This window comes from Pseudomonas sp. R1-6 (assembly GCF_051132115.1).
Taxonomy (GTDB): domain Bacteria; phylum Pseudomonadota; class Gammaproteobacteria; order Pseudomonadales; family Pseudomonadaceae; genus Aquipseudomonas.
The window spans coordinates 919,627-932,949 of sequence record NZ_CP071662.1 but is presented as its reverse complement, the minus strand read 5'-3'; the positions used below and the strand labels follow the sequence as shown (position 1 = coordinate 932,949).

The 13,323-nt window shown below is 60.4% G+C and carries 12 protein-coding genes; 6 read left to right on the top strand and 6 right to left on the bottom strand.

Annotated features, from left to right (window positions below; genetic code table 11):
• Positions 1-110 precede the first annotated feature (110 nt).
• Positions 111-1,271 (top strand): hypothetical protein, encoded by a 1,161-nt coding sequence (locus J3P81_RS04335; RefSeq protein WP_434562308.1) that lies wholly within the window; start codon positions 111-113, stop codon positions 1,269-1,271.
• A gap of 177 nt (positions 1,272-1,448) precedes the next feature.
• Entirely contained in the window at positions 1,449-1,976 is a 528-nt protein-coding gene (locus J3P81_RS04330) for a lysine methyltransferase (protein ID WP_420764049.1), read from the top strand.
• Positions 1,977-1,985: 9 nt separating this feature from the next.
• Here the strand turns inward: J3P81_RS04330 and can are convergent, their stop codons facing one another.
• Entirely contained in the window at positions 1,986-2,630 is a 645-nt protein-coding gene (can, locus tag J3P81_RS04325) for a carbonate dehydratase (protein ID WP_039594546.1), read from the bottom strand.
• Positions 2,631-2,763: 133 nt separating this feature from the next.
• Here can and J3P81_RS04320 point away from each other — a divergent pair, with 133 nt between their 5' ends.
• Positions 2,764-3,168 carry a serine kinase/phosphatase gene (locus J3P81_RS04320; RefSeq protein WP_434562306.1) on the top strand — a complete coding sequence of 135 codons (405 nt, stop codon included), beginning with the start codon at positions 2,764-2,766 and terminating at the stop codon, positions 3,166-3,168.
• Positions 3,169-3,274: 106 nt separating this feature from the next.
• Here J3P81_RS04320 and rimI read toward each other — a convergent pair whose 3' ends face one another.
• Complete coding sequence (gene rimI / locus J3P81_RS04315; protein ID WP_420764047.1) at positions 3,275-3,727, bottom strand: ribosomal protein S18-alanine N-acetyltransferase; 453 nt, start codon at positions 3,725-3,727, stop codon at positions 3,275-3,277.
• Complete coding sequence (locus tag J3P81_RS04310) at positions 3,720-4,505, bottom strand: energy transducer TonB (protein ID WP_434562304.1); 786 nt, start codon at positions 4,503-4,505, stop codon at positions 3,720-3,722. Before J3P81_RS04310 ends, rimI begins: the two co-directional genes overlap by 8 nt.
• Positions 4,506-4,686: 181 nt before the next feature.
• Between J3P81_RS04310 and mksB the strand changes: the two genes are divergently transcribed.
• From mksB to mksF, 3 genes are read left to right on the top strand one after another with little or no spacing between them, the layout of a single operon-like run.
• Positions 4,687-5,967 (top strand): Mks condensin complex protein MksB, encoded by a 1,281-nt coding sequence (mksB, locus tag J3P81_RS04305; RefSeq protein ID WP_434562302.1) that lies wholly within the window; start codon positions 4,687-4,689, stop codon positions 5,965-5,967.
• Entirely contained in the window at positions 5,957-6,664 is a 708-nt protein-coding gene (gene mksE, locus J3P81_RS04300) for an Mks condensin complex protein MksE (RefSeq protein WP_181289764.1), read from the top strand. Before mksB ends, mksE begins: the two co-directional genes overlap by 11 nt.
• Positions 6,661-9,501, top strand: a complete 2,841-nt coding sequence (gene mksF, locus J3P81_RS04295) for an Mks condensin complex protein MksF (RefSeq protein ID WP_434562300.1) — start codon at positions 6,661-6,663, stop codon at positions 9,499-9,501. Before mksE ends, mksF begins: the two co-directional genes overlap by 4 nt.
• Positions 9,502-9,618: 117 nt before the next feature.
• Here the strand turns inward: mksF and J3P81_RS04290 are convergent, their stop codons facing one another.
• From J3P81_RS04290 to J3P81_RS04280, 3 genes are read right to left on the bottom strand one after another with little or no spacing between them, the layout of a single operon-like run.
• On the bottom strand, positions 9,619-11,922 hold the full coding sequence (locus tag J3P81_RS04290) for an MlaD family protein (protein ID WP_434562298.1): 2,304 nt from the start codon (positions 11,920-11,922) through the stop codon (positions 9,619-9,621).
• On the bottom strand, positions 11,915-12,538 hold the full coding sequence (locus J3P81_RS04285) for a paraquat-inducible protein A (protein WP_434562296.1): 624 nt from the start codon (positions 12,536-12,538) through the stop codon (positions 11,915-11,917). The genes J3P81_RS04290 and J3P81_RS04285 overlap by 8 nt, the downstream gene beginning before the upstream one ends.
• Positions 12,525-13,184, bottom strand: a complete 660-nt coding sequence (locus J3P81_RS04280; RefSeq protein WP_434562294.1) for a paraquat-inducible protein A — start codon at positions 13,182-13,184, stop codon at positions 12,525-12,527. Before J3P81_RS04280 ends, J3P81_RS04285 begins: the two co-directional genes overlap by 14 nt.
• Between the last annotated feature and the right edge of the window lie 139 nt (positions 13,185-13,323).

Below are 13,323 nucleotides of genomic sequence, written 5' to 3'. Positions count from 1 at the left end.
AGCCATAAAAAAGGGCCGATTTTTCCATCGGCCCACTTCTTCTTCGGCTCCGTCTGTCTCAGTATGGATACACCCTGTTTCCAAGGGCCCACGCTGAAAAGGATCTGAGCATGTTCAAACTCGCCGTACTTCCTATCGCCGCCTTGGCCTTGAGCGCCACCGCCCAAGCCGCCGACATCGGTGTCAACCTTGGCAGCACCGAACGCGTCACCCGCCTCTTCGCTTACCCCAACAACTGCAATGTCATCTGTTTTCGCAACTGGACACTCGAGCAGACCGTCGAGCATTATTTGACGCAAAGCGTCCAGCGCGACGGCTACGACGCGGCCAAAGTCGAGGTCAAAAGCGACAACGGCACCGTCTACGCCAACATCAGCGGCGTGCCGAAGAGTTATGGCCAACCGTTGGCCGCCTTGCTCAACGCCGGCGACCTCGCCTATAACGGCGCCACGAAACTCAACACCGATAAAAAATGGGCCTACAACTGGTACCTGTTCCTGCCCCTGGGCATGGCGCTGGAGAACCGCAAGAGCGTCGAGCTGCTGCACTTCCCGCCGGATTATTCGCTGACCCAGGCCCAGGATTATCTGGAGTCGGCCACCACCGACCGCTGGGCCACGCTGCTGACCGCCAACGGCATCGCCGCCGGGGACACGCCTGCTTACCAGACCATCATCGACATCGCGCCCATTGCGGCGCCGTCCAATGCGGGCAGTACACTCGCCGGCCTGTATAGCTATTTCAACGATTACCAGACCACCATGGTCAAGGAAGTCACTCGGAACGCCAGCGGGGCGTCGCTGCCGATGGTGGCTTTCGGAGCGCCCGTCCGGGACTGGATCAAGACCCAATACGGCCAGACCGTGGCGGTACTCGGCCTGGCGACCATCGAGCCTGCGCCGGGGGCCAAGGTTCCGGTGCTGGGCTCCAACCACCCCAGCTACATCTGGTACGCAGCCGATCCGGACAGTTATGACGGCGACCAGGCCAAGGCCGATGCCGCGGGCTTGAAAGTCATGGGCCAGGACCTGAGCGCTGCATGCTGGCAGGCCGGAATGGGCAGCAAGCCAGGTACCGACCCGAGCGCATTGCTGAGCCAATGCACCCAGACGTGGCAGGTCACGCAAAAAGAGCAGACTTGCGAGCTGTTCTATACCTCGGTTCGCAAGCTGAGCGAGGTGGACGCAGACAAGAAGTGCGAAACACCACCGGTCAAATCGCAACTGCAGCAGTTGAAAGTGCCCATGCCCTTACCGGCCGAAGCCGTATAAACCCTGACGAACCTTTCCCGTGTAAGCCTGCGCTCACACGGGAAAGCGCTTATGGCACCTGTCAGAGTCGACAGTAGATACGCATCACGGCTTGGAGGAAGCTATCGGAGTTTTTAACCGCCGCCGGCTGGAGGCCAGCGCTGAAAAGTCGAGTGTCCAGCACCGACAAGGACGGTCATGATCGAATTCATCGACAATTGCGTCGATTCAAAGACCCGGGACTGCATCTATCCGGGAAAACAATTCAGCCCTCGCCAGGGCTATCCCTCGGTGCGCGATTTTGAAGTGCGCCAGACCAACGCCGGTCGCGGCAATGGGATCATCGCCCGCAAGCCATTCGCCCCCATGACGCGGATGTGCAGGGTATCGGGGCTGCTGATCAGCCGCCGACGCCTGCACACATTGCAGCTTCTGCCGGATGTCCACATGTACGACCCACACTTCGCCGGATTGCTGCTGCACTCCTGCAATCCCAATGTCTTCCTGGACATGAGCGAATTGTGGCTGTGGTCCCTGACGGATATCCGTGAAGGCGACCGCCTGGCGATGGACTACGCCAGTACTGAACGCAAGCTGTATCGGCAATTCGCCTGCCGGTGCGGTTCATCCAACTGCCACGGCTGGATCACTGGCTATGACGAATCGCCGAATGAGCGAGGAATGGAATTTTTGCGGCACTGGCGGCGCCGTTGTCATCGCGACTAGAGGTTGCCCTCAGGGCGCGTCGACCGGACGTAGTCGATACTGCGGCGGCAGTTGCTCGAAGCCGCTGATCGTGGTGTCCAGGCTTTTCCAGCGGCCGTCCTTGATGCCGTAGATGCAGCCATGAATCGACAACTTCTGCCCACGGTGCCAGGCGTTCTGCACGATGCTGGTGTGGCCCACGTTCGCCACTTGCTGGATCACGTTGAGCTCGCACAAACGGTCCACGCGTTCTTCTTCGGTGGGGAGCTTGGCCAAGGCATCGCGATGCTCGTAATACAGATCGCGAATCGAGCGCAGCCAGCCGTCGATCAGGCCCAGTTGGCGGTCCTGCATCGAAGCACGCACGCCGCCGCAGCCGTAGTGACCCGTCACCAGGATGTGCTTGACCTTAAGCACGTCGACTGCGTATTGGATGACCGAAAGGCAATTCAGGTCAGTGTGCAGTACGACGTTGGCGACATTGCGGTGCACGAACAGATCACCCGGCAACATGCCAACGATTTCGTTGGCCGGTACCCGCGCATCGGAGCAGCCGATCCACAGGTATTCAGGGGTCTGCTGACGAGCCAGCTTGGCGAAGAAGTCAGGATCCTCCTGCTTGATCGCATCGGCCCAGCGCGCGTTGTTATCAATCAGATCTTGTAATTCATTCATGCTGTCCAGCCTCGATAGAGAGTGCCCAACTGTGACAGACGACCGCCGGTCGAGGTCACGTCGGCGATGCATTGGAATTCCTGGCCCCACAGTCGGTCGACTCTTAGTAAGGCCCACAGTATGAGGAATTGCCATGAATGATTCACGACGTCCCTACGATGCGGTGCAACCGGAACCCATCGACGACAACGAAGACCGCATGGGCTCGATGCGTGAGCTGGAATTCGATGACGATGAATACGACGCCAGGATCGGCGATGAATTGCCGGAGGAAGAACGCGAGCAACTGATGCCGGATGAACGCGTGCGTGAAGCGGGCATGACAGGGGCCTCGATGGAAGACCGCCAGCCGACCGATGATGACATGAGCCCCGAAACCTTGATCCACGAAGACGGTGCCCGGGACGCCCGCGAGGCCGGCGAGGATGAGCAGGCCGATTGGGACCTGAGCATCGTTGGAGAAAACGATATAGGTGGAGGCGACGGGTTGGACGAAGCGGAAATGGCCGATATCGATCCGCTCGACGGCAAGCGCTGACCGGTAACGCCACCGCTCCCACAGTGGTTTTGTGCTCTCAGGTTCTGGGAACGCCCATTGACCCTGTGGGAGCGGGCCTGCTCGCGATGACCGCAGACCAGTCGATTCAATCCACCAGCGTACACACCATGACCACCGCATCCTCGCGCCCACCCACGGCAGGGTAATAGTCGCGGCGCCGCCCAACCTCGTTGAAGCCATAGCGCTCATACAGTCGGAACGCCGTGCGATTGCTGTCGCGCACTTCCAGGAAGCACTCACGCGCCTCGGCCTTGTAGGCAATCGACATGAGGTGTTCCAACAGCCGCAGGCCCAAGCCCCGCCCTTGGTTTTCCGGTTTGACGGTGATGTTAAGCAGGTGCGCCTCATCCAGGATGATCTGCACCACCCCATGGCCGACCTGCTGCTGGCCTTCGAACATCAGCCAGATCTGGTATTTGCCCAGCCCATCAAGAAATATCCCGCGGGTCCACGGGTGGCTATAGGCCGCGTATTCAATCTTCAGCACAGCGTCGAGGTCCGCCTCGGTCATCGGGCGGAACGATACAGCGTCACTCATTCGATTCTTTCCAGCGCGCCATCAGCCGGCGCATGGCTTGCCAGACTTCAGCCTTGCGCTGTGGCGTTTCCATTAACGATTCAAGCCCCGGCAACGCCCAGGCAGAGCCCAGGCCTTCGACCTGCAATTCACGGTAGAACGCGTCGAAGTCCGCCTCGCCAGCGAATTTCACCGCGGGCAGGCCAACCAGCCACAAGCACACACACGGTTCGTCTTCGAGCCGCGCCGAGACGAATCCCTGGACGAAATCCCGAGCCGCCTCGGGCCCCTGGTCCATCGTGCCCCGCGACAACAACGGCCAGCGCACCGGTTCGCCAATGATCTGCGGGCTGTCCGGCAGGCCAGCGGCGCGCAGCATGTCCTTGAGCAACAGGTAAGCGGGATCGCGGCTTTGGAACGGCTCGCCTGTGGGTAACTCCACCAGCAACAGGCAACGCCCGGCCCGCAGCAATTGCAGGGCGAAGCGCGGCGGCGGCACGTGGGCGACCTTGATCGGGGCCGGCGCTACGTCGGCCTCTTCTACCGGTTTGGCATTCGTACGGGTCGAGGCCAGGCTCGGACGCAGGACTTCGATTTTCGGCCGTTCAGCGGCAGGCGCAACCGGTTCGGCGGCAGCCTTGGCTACGGGCGCTGCGTGAGGCGGCGCGATTTCCACCGGCTCCGGCGTTTCCAACAGCTCAGGCCGCGATGGCGCGGCAAAGGGCAATTCGGTACGCGGCAGCCAATTGACCACCTGCATGGCGGTCAGATAAGCGCGGCGACGGGACTCGATAAGCAAAGGTCGGCCACTTGGGGATAACTGAAAGTGGCAGCGATTCTACCGCCCTTCGGCGCGGACCGCTTCCCTGTCGGTGGATTAGTTGATCAATACGCGACGACAGTCCGTCTCGGGGGTGAATCGCAACCGGCCCGATGCAGTACAATCGCCGCTTTTAATTGCCAACCCGACGGCCATTGCGATGATCGAACCCAAGCGCGTCTTGCGCGCCCTCGCTGAACACTGGGCATTGCTGGAACCTTTGTGTGAGCATTTCGACCAGGGCACCCTGAGCCTCAACGAATTGCGTTCACAGCTGGCCGCCCAACAATTGGACAGCACGCCCCAGGACATCACCCATCTGCTGGACGTGTGGATCCGCCTGGACATCCTCGTACCGGTAGCGAAAAGCCCGAACCGCTTCGAGCTCAACGCCCAGATCCACGATTTCCTCGCCTACCTGCGCCGCGAACACCGCTTGGGCCTGTGCCTGGAAATCGAAGCCTACCTGCGCCACCTCGAGCGTCTGGCCGGCTATATCCAGGACGCCTTCGATGTGCGCGACGGCAACGACCTCGCCCGCCAGTTGCGCCTACTGGACATGCGCGTGCGCGACGTTCTCAAGAAGCTCGCCAACGACGAACAGGCGCTGGTCGCCGTCGCCGAACGGGCCAAGACCAGCGACCGGCAGATCCCGCTGCGCCAGCGCTACGCCGAAGTGCTGGCGACCTGGGACGAATACGTCGAGCCGATGATCCAGTTGGTGAACGCCGACGGCGCGTTCGAGCAAGGTGTGCGCAAGGTCGAGAATGTATTGCTGCGCATGCTCACCGAACAGCAGCGCCTCGGTCACCTGGTGGACGACGACATGCTGCTGCGCACTCACGCGCGAATCCTGGAGATGCAGACCAGCGCCCAGCTGACCCTGCGCCATGCGCGTGAGCTGCTGCTGCCGCTGCGCGAAGAGGCCCGCCGCCACAACGCCGTGACTCGTGGCGCAGCCCTGGCCCTGGCCGCCATTCGCCGTAAAGGTCTCGATGCCGTGCCGCAAGCGGCGATGCCGCTGTTCACCCGACCGCAAAGCACCTTCCTGGGCAGCGCCAGCCAGGTCGAAGCCTACGTGTATGCACTGGCCCGCTTCGAACCAAAACCGGCGCGGTTCCCCAAGTCTCACAAGACCCACAAGGGCGGCGATGCGCCGCGTGCGCCACGCACCGTGCGCGAGATGGTCGAGCGTTGCGAAGACGCCCTGCCGATGCCGGACCTGATGACGTGGCTGCTGGAGCAGGAACCGGACGGCGCCACCGACGAATTGCTGTACTGGTTCTCGCGTCTGTCGCGGGAAAAACGCTTCAAGCGCGAGCGTCTGGAACGCCGCGACTACCATACTCACGAGCATCAGGTCAGCCTGCGCTCCTTCGCCCTGCTCTCGGCCGGCGACACCGCCGCCGAGGATTCTGCGAGCATCCCCCATGCATCTTGATCTATCCGAACTGTCCCAGCTGGCGCCGATCTTCCGCGAGCTGTTCAAGGGTTATCACGTCAGCCGCCGCGACCCGGAGCTGTACGCCCAATTATCGAACTTCCAGGATCAATACCGCACGCTGTTTAAGGCCCTGGGCTTCGAGCTGGTGTGCGATACCCGCGGGTTCTATTACTTCGTGCCGGACCTGGCCGCCGCGGCAGTGAACAAGACCGCCCAGCGCCTGGCCCTGTTTACCTTCATCCTCGTCGAGCACCTGGCCGACCAGGGCCGCGACCCGATCGCCGTGCTCGACGGTGGCAGCCTGGGCCGTGATGAGCTGCCTTCGCTGCTGGAGAAATACCGCGATCTGTTCATCCAGGCCGAAGTGCAGACCCAGGAAGAGTTGGAAGAAAAAATCATGCGCCGCATGACCCAACTGGGTTTCGCCAGCGAAGAGAACGGCGTGTACCGCTTCCTGCCGCCAATGCATCGCTTCCTCGACGTCTGCCTGTCGGTCCAGCAGGACCGCGACCTGGCCGCCAGCCTGCACAGCGTGTTGCCGCTGCCAGCGCCGGTGCTGATCGACGAAGACAGCGACGAAAAACTGCTTCAGACCGATGACCCGCTGGACCTCAGTGAATTCGACGGTGAAGAAGAAAGCGAAGAAGACGCACTGGCCCGCGCCATTGCCGAAGAACAGGAGACCGACGCATGAGCAAGGAACGCTACGGCATCCGCCGCTTTGCCCTTTTGAACACCGCCGGCTACAGCCTCGGCCTGTTCCCCCTGGAGGAACCGCTGTCGGTGTACGGCGCGAACAACCTGGGTAAATCCGCCTCGATCAACGCCCTTCAGTTTCCGATCCTGGCGCGCATGTCGGACATGAGTTTCGGCAAGTACAGCCTGGAACAATCCCGGCGCTTCTACTTTGCCTCCGACACCAGCTACATTCTGGTGGAAGTCGCCCTGCCCCACGGCCCACACGTGATTGGCGTGGTAGGTCGCGGCCCTGGCGGCGGTTTCGGCCATCAGTTCTTTGCCTATGCCGGCAAACTGGACTTGGCTCATTACCAGAAAAACGACACCTGCCTGCGGCAGAAAGAACTGTTCACCAACCTGGAGCGCGAGGGCCTGAAAGCCTACGAACTCAAGCCGGATGAACTGCGTCGCCTGCTGGTGGGCGGCCACACTTCGATTCCGCTGGACCTGACGCTGATTCCGCTTCGCTCCACCAGCGAGCAAAGCCTCAAGACCTTCCGCGCGTTGTTCATCAACCTGCTGCACATGCGTGAAATCACCGCGGCCAAGCTCAAACAACTTTTCCTCGATGCGTTCGAGCACAGCCTGCGCTCCGGCAGCGTGGACTACATCGCGGCGTGCGAAGAAGCCTTCCGCGACGTACGACGCATGGAGCAGGACTACAACTCACTCGTGGCGGCCGGTCCGCTGGTGGAAGCCTTGGCCAATGGCGTGAAGCAGCGCGATGTCCTGCGGGGCAAACTGCATCGCCTCTCGCCGCTGCTCGACTCGCTTCTGGGCACCTGGTCGGATTACGCCAGTGCACGCAAGGAAGAGCTGACCATCCAAGCCGAGCATTACCGCAACGAGCAGGATTCGCTGCAGAACGACCAACGCGGCGGCACTCAGGAGCTGATGCGCCTGGAGCGGGAAATCAGCGGCATCCAGCGTTGGCTAGGCGAGCTGTCGGTGCTCAAGCATCGCTTTGCCCTGGTGGATGACGCCAAGGTCCTGGAGCAGCAACTGCTCGCCGCCAAGGACGCTCACGACGAACTGGCCGGCGCCCTGGCCCAGTCCCGTCAATTCAGCGCCGAAGACCTGGAAGAGCGCCTGCGGGACCTGGAAAAACGCCTCAAGTCGGTCAAGCAGCAACTCGACCACGCCGATAACAACAGCTACGCCCGCCTGCGCGAAGAGTTCTCCCAGCAGGACGTGGAACGCCTGATGCGCTTGTTCAACAGCGCCCTGTTCAGCCTGCCGTTGGGCGAACATGGCATCGCGCTGGATGAGAACGGCGAGTGGGTCAAGTCCATGGAGCTGATCCTCGACGGGTTCAAGGGCGAGCGGTTCGAAGTGCCGGGCCTGTCCATCGACCTGTCCCACATCGAGCCGCCGGCCCTGCAAGCCCTGGCCGACCGTGCCGCGCTGCGGGATCAGAAAGAGCGTCTGGAAAAAGAACTCAAGCAGCTCAAGACCCAGCAAGCCGTGGCCGCCGACCGCGCCGCAAGCAAGACCCAGACCGAGGCGCTGTACCAACAAGTGCTGGATGCACAGAAAGCCCTGGAAGACTTCCGTCGCACCCAGACCTTGAGTGCCGAAGAGGGCGAGAAGCTCGAGCAACTGGCGCAGATGGAAGCCGCCCAGGATGAGCTCAAGCGCTCCAGCGATGCCTTCACCGAGCGCGTCCAGCAGTTGTCCGCCAAGTTGCAACTGGTGGGCCGGCAGATCGCCGACATGGAAGCCAAGCAGCGCACCCTCGACGACGCCCTGCGCCGTCGCCAGTTGCTGCCGGCGGACCTGCCGTTCGGTACGCCATTCATGGACCCGGTCGACGATTCCATGGACAACCTGCTGCCACTGCTCAACGACTACCAGGACAGCTGGCAAGGGCTGCTGCGGGTTGACGGTCAGATCGAGGCCTTGTATGCCCAGGTACGCCTCAAGGGCGTGGCCAAGTTCGACAGCGAAGACGACATGGAGCGGCGCCTGCAACTGCTGATCAACGCCTATGCCCACCGCACCGACGAGGCCCTGACCCTGGGCAAGGCGCGCCGTGCGGCCGTCACAGACATTGCCCGAACCCTGCGCAACATCCGCAGCGACTATGACAGCCTCGAGCATCAACTGGCGCTGTTCAACCGCGAGATCAACAAGCGTCAGGTGTCCAACCTGCAGAGCTTCCGTATCGTCCTGGCGCCGAACAAGGAAGCACTCAAGCACATCGACCAGATCATCCACAGCGCCGGCCAGTACGAGGAAGGCGAGACGCTGTCGGTGTTCGACCTCAGCCAGAGCGCCGAGCAGGACAACAAGAACGAAGAAGCCAAGGAGTACCTGGCACGACTGGTGGCGGCGAACCACAACCAGCTCGGCCTCAAGGACCTGTTCGAACTGGCATTCGAGATCACCAAGGTCAATGGCCAGCCGGTGATCCACACCGACATTGACGGCGCGGCGTCCAACGGCACTACCATGACCATCAAGGCGCTGACCAACATGTACTTGTTGCTGCACCTGATGGACCGTGAACAGGCCGGCCGCGTGCGCCTGCCGTACTACCTGGACGAAGCGGCGGACATCGACGAGAAGAACCAGGCCGCACTGCTGGAAACCAGTCTGCAATTGGGCTTCGTGCCGATCCTGGCGAGCGTGAAGCCACAGGTCTGCGCCAGTGTCGCCATCGACCTGGAGGGCGGCAGCGGCCCGAACGGCATCTACATCGATGAGGCGGACTGGAAATACATTCGTCGCCATGATGCCGTGAAGGCCACGATGAACGTCCAGGCCGATGAACCGGAGCTGGATTCGGTTTGAGGTGATCATCTGGATGTGAAAAAGGCCGCGATCCAATGGATCGCGGCCTTTTTTGTTATCGCATACTCAGCGGTGAGGGAGTTTGCTCCCTCGCCACGGGTGTTGCATCCGATAAGCTTACTTGGCGAGACTGATCTTCGGCGCCCAGGTCAGCCATTCATCTTCAAACTTGTCGAACAGCGGGAAGGTTTGCTCCGGGCGTGCCGGGTTGCCCATCCGCTCGCCGTCTGGCGTTGCGAATGCGATACCGCCCTGGATCAAGGTTTCAAGCGACTCGGTTCGCACCGTCGCGCCCTTGAACAGGCCGAAGTCCAGGCCGAAGCCGCTGCTGTTCCAGAAACGTGTACCGCTGCGCACCAGTGGCGCGTATTTAGGCTCGATCAGGATGTGAATCAGCACCCGGTCCGCCGTCTGGCCCAACTCGTAGCCTGTGACTTTACCCACGGTCACTTCGCGGTAGGTCACCGGCACGCCAATCTTCAACGAACCACGTCGGGCGGCACTCAACACCAGGCTCAAGCCAGCTTCGGGAACAACACTTTCGGGTGGTTCGGCCAAGGCCACGAAGTTTTTCTGCGGCCCCAGGTTCTTCGTCGCGGGCTGCACTTCGATGTACTGGCCGGTCACCAGGGTTTCCAGATTCGATGTCTTCATCAGTCCCAATTCAGGCTTGACCACCCAGAACTGAGTCCCTGTGCGGGCGATACGCTCGGGCACTTCGGTGATACGTGCGGTGACCAGCACCGACTGCATATCGGCGCTCAGGTCGACGTCCTCGATCTTGCCCACATCCAACCCCTTGAACCGGATCGGCGTGCCGCTGCGCAAACCGTCGGCACGATCGACCTTGATCGTCACGACAGTGCCTCGTTGCTGCGCGGTTTCACGATCTTCGTGCAAACGGAACCGGGGGATGCGCCGTTTCAGCGGCACGTTCGGCTCAGGAGTTTCGAAAGCGATCCCCCCGGCCATCAAGCTTTGCAGGGACTCGCTCTTGACCTGTATCCCGCCGGTCAAGCCGCCCGTGAGGGTAACGCCACTGGCATTCCAGAACCGCGTGGAGCCGTTGACCAGCCCTTCGTATTCCTTCTCGATATGCACTCCGATGATCAGTTGCTTCTTCTTGCGGGAAAACTGGTAGCTCTGCACCGATCCGACCTTGACCTGTTTGTAGAGGATCGGGCTACCGACCTCCAGCGACCCGAGATTTTCGGTCAGCAAGACCAGATGCAGCCCGGGTGAACGAAGGTCCAACGGCGGCGCCTTCGCCCTGGCCTCGAACTCGCGCTGCGGCGCTCCGCCTTTGTCGCCAGGGCGCACGGCGATGTAGTTACCCTTCACCAACGCCTCCAGGCCCGTGATGCCCGCCAGGGAAATCGATGGTTTGACGACCCAGAACTGAGCGCCGGCGACCAGGTAATCTTCCGCCAACGGATCGAGCGTCAACTCGGCGCTGGCGCTGGACAGGTCCGGATCGACTTTCAACGTCTTCAGGCTGCCGACCTGGATGCCCTTGTACATCACTGGCGTACGGCCAGCCTGCAATCCCTCGAAATCACTGAGCTTGACCTTGACGCGAATCCCGGCGGCGGCTGCCTCGAAATCTTCATACAGGCGAAATGGCAGGCTTGGATCCGTCGGAGGGCTGTCCTTGCGGTTTTCCGGAGTAGCAAACGCGATGCCGCCCGCCACGATACTGGCCAGCGACTCGCTGCGTACTTTGACGCCTGACAAATTGGCATCGATGCTGATGCCGCTGGCATTCCAGAAGCGCGTGTGCTTGCGGACCAGGCTGGCATAAGTCGGCTCGATAAAGACCTTGATCTCTACTGCGCGTTGATCTTCGGATAGTGAGTAACTTTTCACCTGGCCAACTTGGATCTGTTTGTAGAAAACCGGACTGCCACGATCCAGCGACCCCAGTCGATCGGCCTTGATCGTCAAGTGCAGGCCAGGCTTGGCGTCAGACAGCGGGGGCTCTTCGGCCAAGGCCTTGAACTTGCGAGTCGACTCGCCTTCCCCCGGGCTGATGGCGACGTAATTACCGGAAACCAACGTCTCCAACCCGGTGATCCCTGCCAGGCTCACACTTGGTTTGACCAGCCAGAAACGTGTGCCGGTCTTGAGATATTGCTCGACTTCCTTGTTCATCTCGATGGTCGCAATGACCCCCTTCGAATTCCCTTCATCATCAAGCGTGAGGTCCTTCACCTTACCGACCGTCATGCCTTTGTAGACGACCTCTGTCTTGTTGACCTGGATGCCCTCACCGCTTTCAAAACGCACGTTGATCTCAATACCGGTCTCGTTATAAGCACGCCAGCCAAGCCAGCCGCCAATAATCAAGGCAATCAACGGCAGGACCCAGATGGCCGACCAATTTGAAGCCGGTCGGGTTTTAGCAGTAGGCAAATCAGTCATGGTCGTCATCCGACTCCGTGTTATCCCAAATCAGTCGGGGATCGAAGGTTACTGCGGCAATCATTGTAAGGATCACCACGCTGGCAAACGCGATGGCGCCAAGACCGGCTTCGACACTGGCAAGCCGGCCGAAATTCACCACCGCCACCAGAATGGCGATTACAAAAATATCCAGCATCGACCAGCGGCCGATAAACTCAATGAAGCGATACATCAGGATGCGCTGGCGCGCCGACATGGGTTGGTGACGTTGCACGGAAAACAGCAGCAATGCGATACCGACCAACTTGAAGGTGGGGACTACGATACTGGCAATGAATACCACCGCTGCAATGGGAATCATGCCGTGTTGAACCAGCTCGATAACACCCGCCATGATGGTGCTGGGCGCGCCCTGGCCGAGCGAGTTGATGGTCATGATTGGCAGTACGTTGGCAGGGATATAGATAATCGCTGCCGTGATCAGCAATGCCCAGGTCCGCATCAAGCTGTTGGGACGCCGAGGGTGAATACGAGCGCCACAACGAGTGCAGACTTGCTTCTGGGCGGCGTCGTCCTGCCGATTCAATTCATGACATTCGGTGCAAACCAAAATGCCCGCATCAATTGCTCGCATGGACGTCTTCCCCTGACAACGCGTGCCAGATCTGGTGCGGTGACATCACCACTTCCAGCCAGATCTGAACCAGTAACAAGCTGATAAAGCACACCAGGCCCAACCCCACGGTAATCGCCGCCATGTCCGCAAGTTTGACGATGGCAACCAGTACGCCCATGAGATAAACCTCGAGCATCCCCCAATCCCTTAGATGATGATAAATGCGATACCACAACAAGCCGTAACTTCTTCCGATGTTCCAGCGGATGGTCAGCAGTACAGCCAATTGGCAAAGCAACTTGAGCAACGGAATGCCCATGCTGCATAGAAATACCACCACCGATACACCTTGCATTCCGGTGCCGAACAGACCGACCACGCCACTCCAGACGGTGTCTTGGGCGGATTGTCCGAGCAGATTGAGCTGCATGATGGGTAAAAAGTTCGCGGGTACATACAACAGCAGAGCGGCGACAACCAGGGCAAGGCTGCGATCAATCACATTGTGCCGGTGGGCGTAGAGCTCGTATCCACAGCGCGGGCACTCGGCTTTCTCACCATTGGCCAACTGAGGCTTGCGCATCAACAGGTCACACTCATGACACGCTACCAGATCGTCCAGGGGTAGATCTGACAACCTATCAATGTCTGACGGATCGGGCATAAACAGCTCTGGCTCAACTAAGGTGCGGCTATTCTAGTGCTGCGGCTCAAAAATAACTGTGCAAATTTAACATGAGCCGTCGCGGATTTTTATGACGAACAAAAACAAAACCCCTACCTGCATCAGCAGATAGGGGTTT

Excerpts from the sequence above, each read along its gene's own strand:
- J3P81_RS04335 (WP_434562308.1), top strand. The coding sequence starts at position 111 with ATGTTCAAACTCGCCGTACTTCCTATCGCCGCCTTGGCCTTGAGCGCC.
- J3P81_RS04330 (WP_420764049.1), top strand. The coding sequence starts at position 1,449 with ATGATCGAATTCATCGACAATTGCGTCGATTCAAAGACCCGGGACTGC.
- can (WP_039594546.1), bottom strand. The coding sequence starts at position 2,630 with ATGAATGAATTACAAGATCTGATTGATAACAACGCGCGCTGGGCCGAT.
- J3P81_RS04320 (WP_434562306.1), top strand. The coding sequence starts at position 2,764 with ATGAATGATTCACGACGTCCCTACGATGCGGTGCAACCGGAACCCATC.
- rimI (WP_420764047.1), bottom strand. The coding sequence starts at position 3,727 with ATGAGTGACGCTGTATCGTTCCGCCCGATGACCGAGGCGGACCTCGAC.
- mksB (WP_434562302.1), top strand. The coding sequence starts at position 4,687 with ATGATCGAACCCAAGCGCGTCTTGCGCGCCCTCGCTGAACACTGGGCA.
- mksE (WP_181289764.1), top strand. The coding sequence starts at position 5,957 with ATGCATCTTGATCTATCCGAACTGTCCCAGCTGGCGCCGATCTTCCGC.
- mksF (WP_434562300.1), top strand. The coding sequence starts at position 6,661 with ATGAGCAAGGAACGCTACGGCATCCGCCGCTTTGCCCTTTTGAACACC.
- J3P81_RS04290 (WP_434562298.1), bottom strand. The coding sequence starts at position 11,922 with ATGACTGATTTGCCTACTGCTAAAACCCGACCGGCTTCAAATTGGTCG.
- J3P81_RS04285 (WP_434562296.1), bottom strand. The coding sequence starts at position 12,538 with ATGCGAGCAATTGATGCGGGCATTTTGGTTTGCACCGAATGTCATGAA.
- J3P81_RS04280 (WP_434562294.1), bottom strand. The coding sequence starts at position 13,184 with ATGCCCGATCCGTCAGACATTGATAGGTTGTCAGATCTACCCCTGGAC.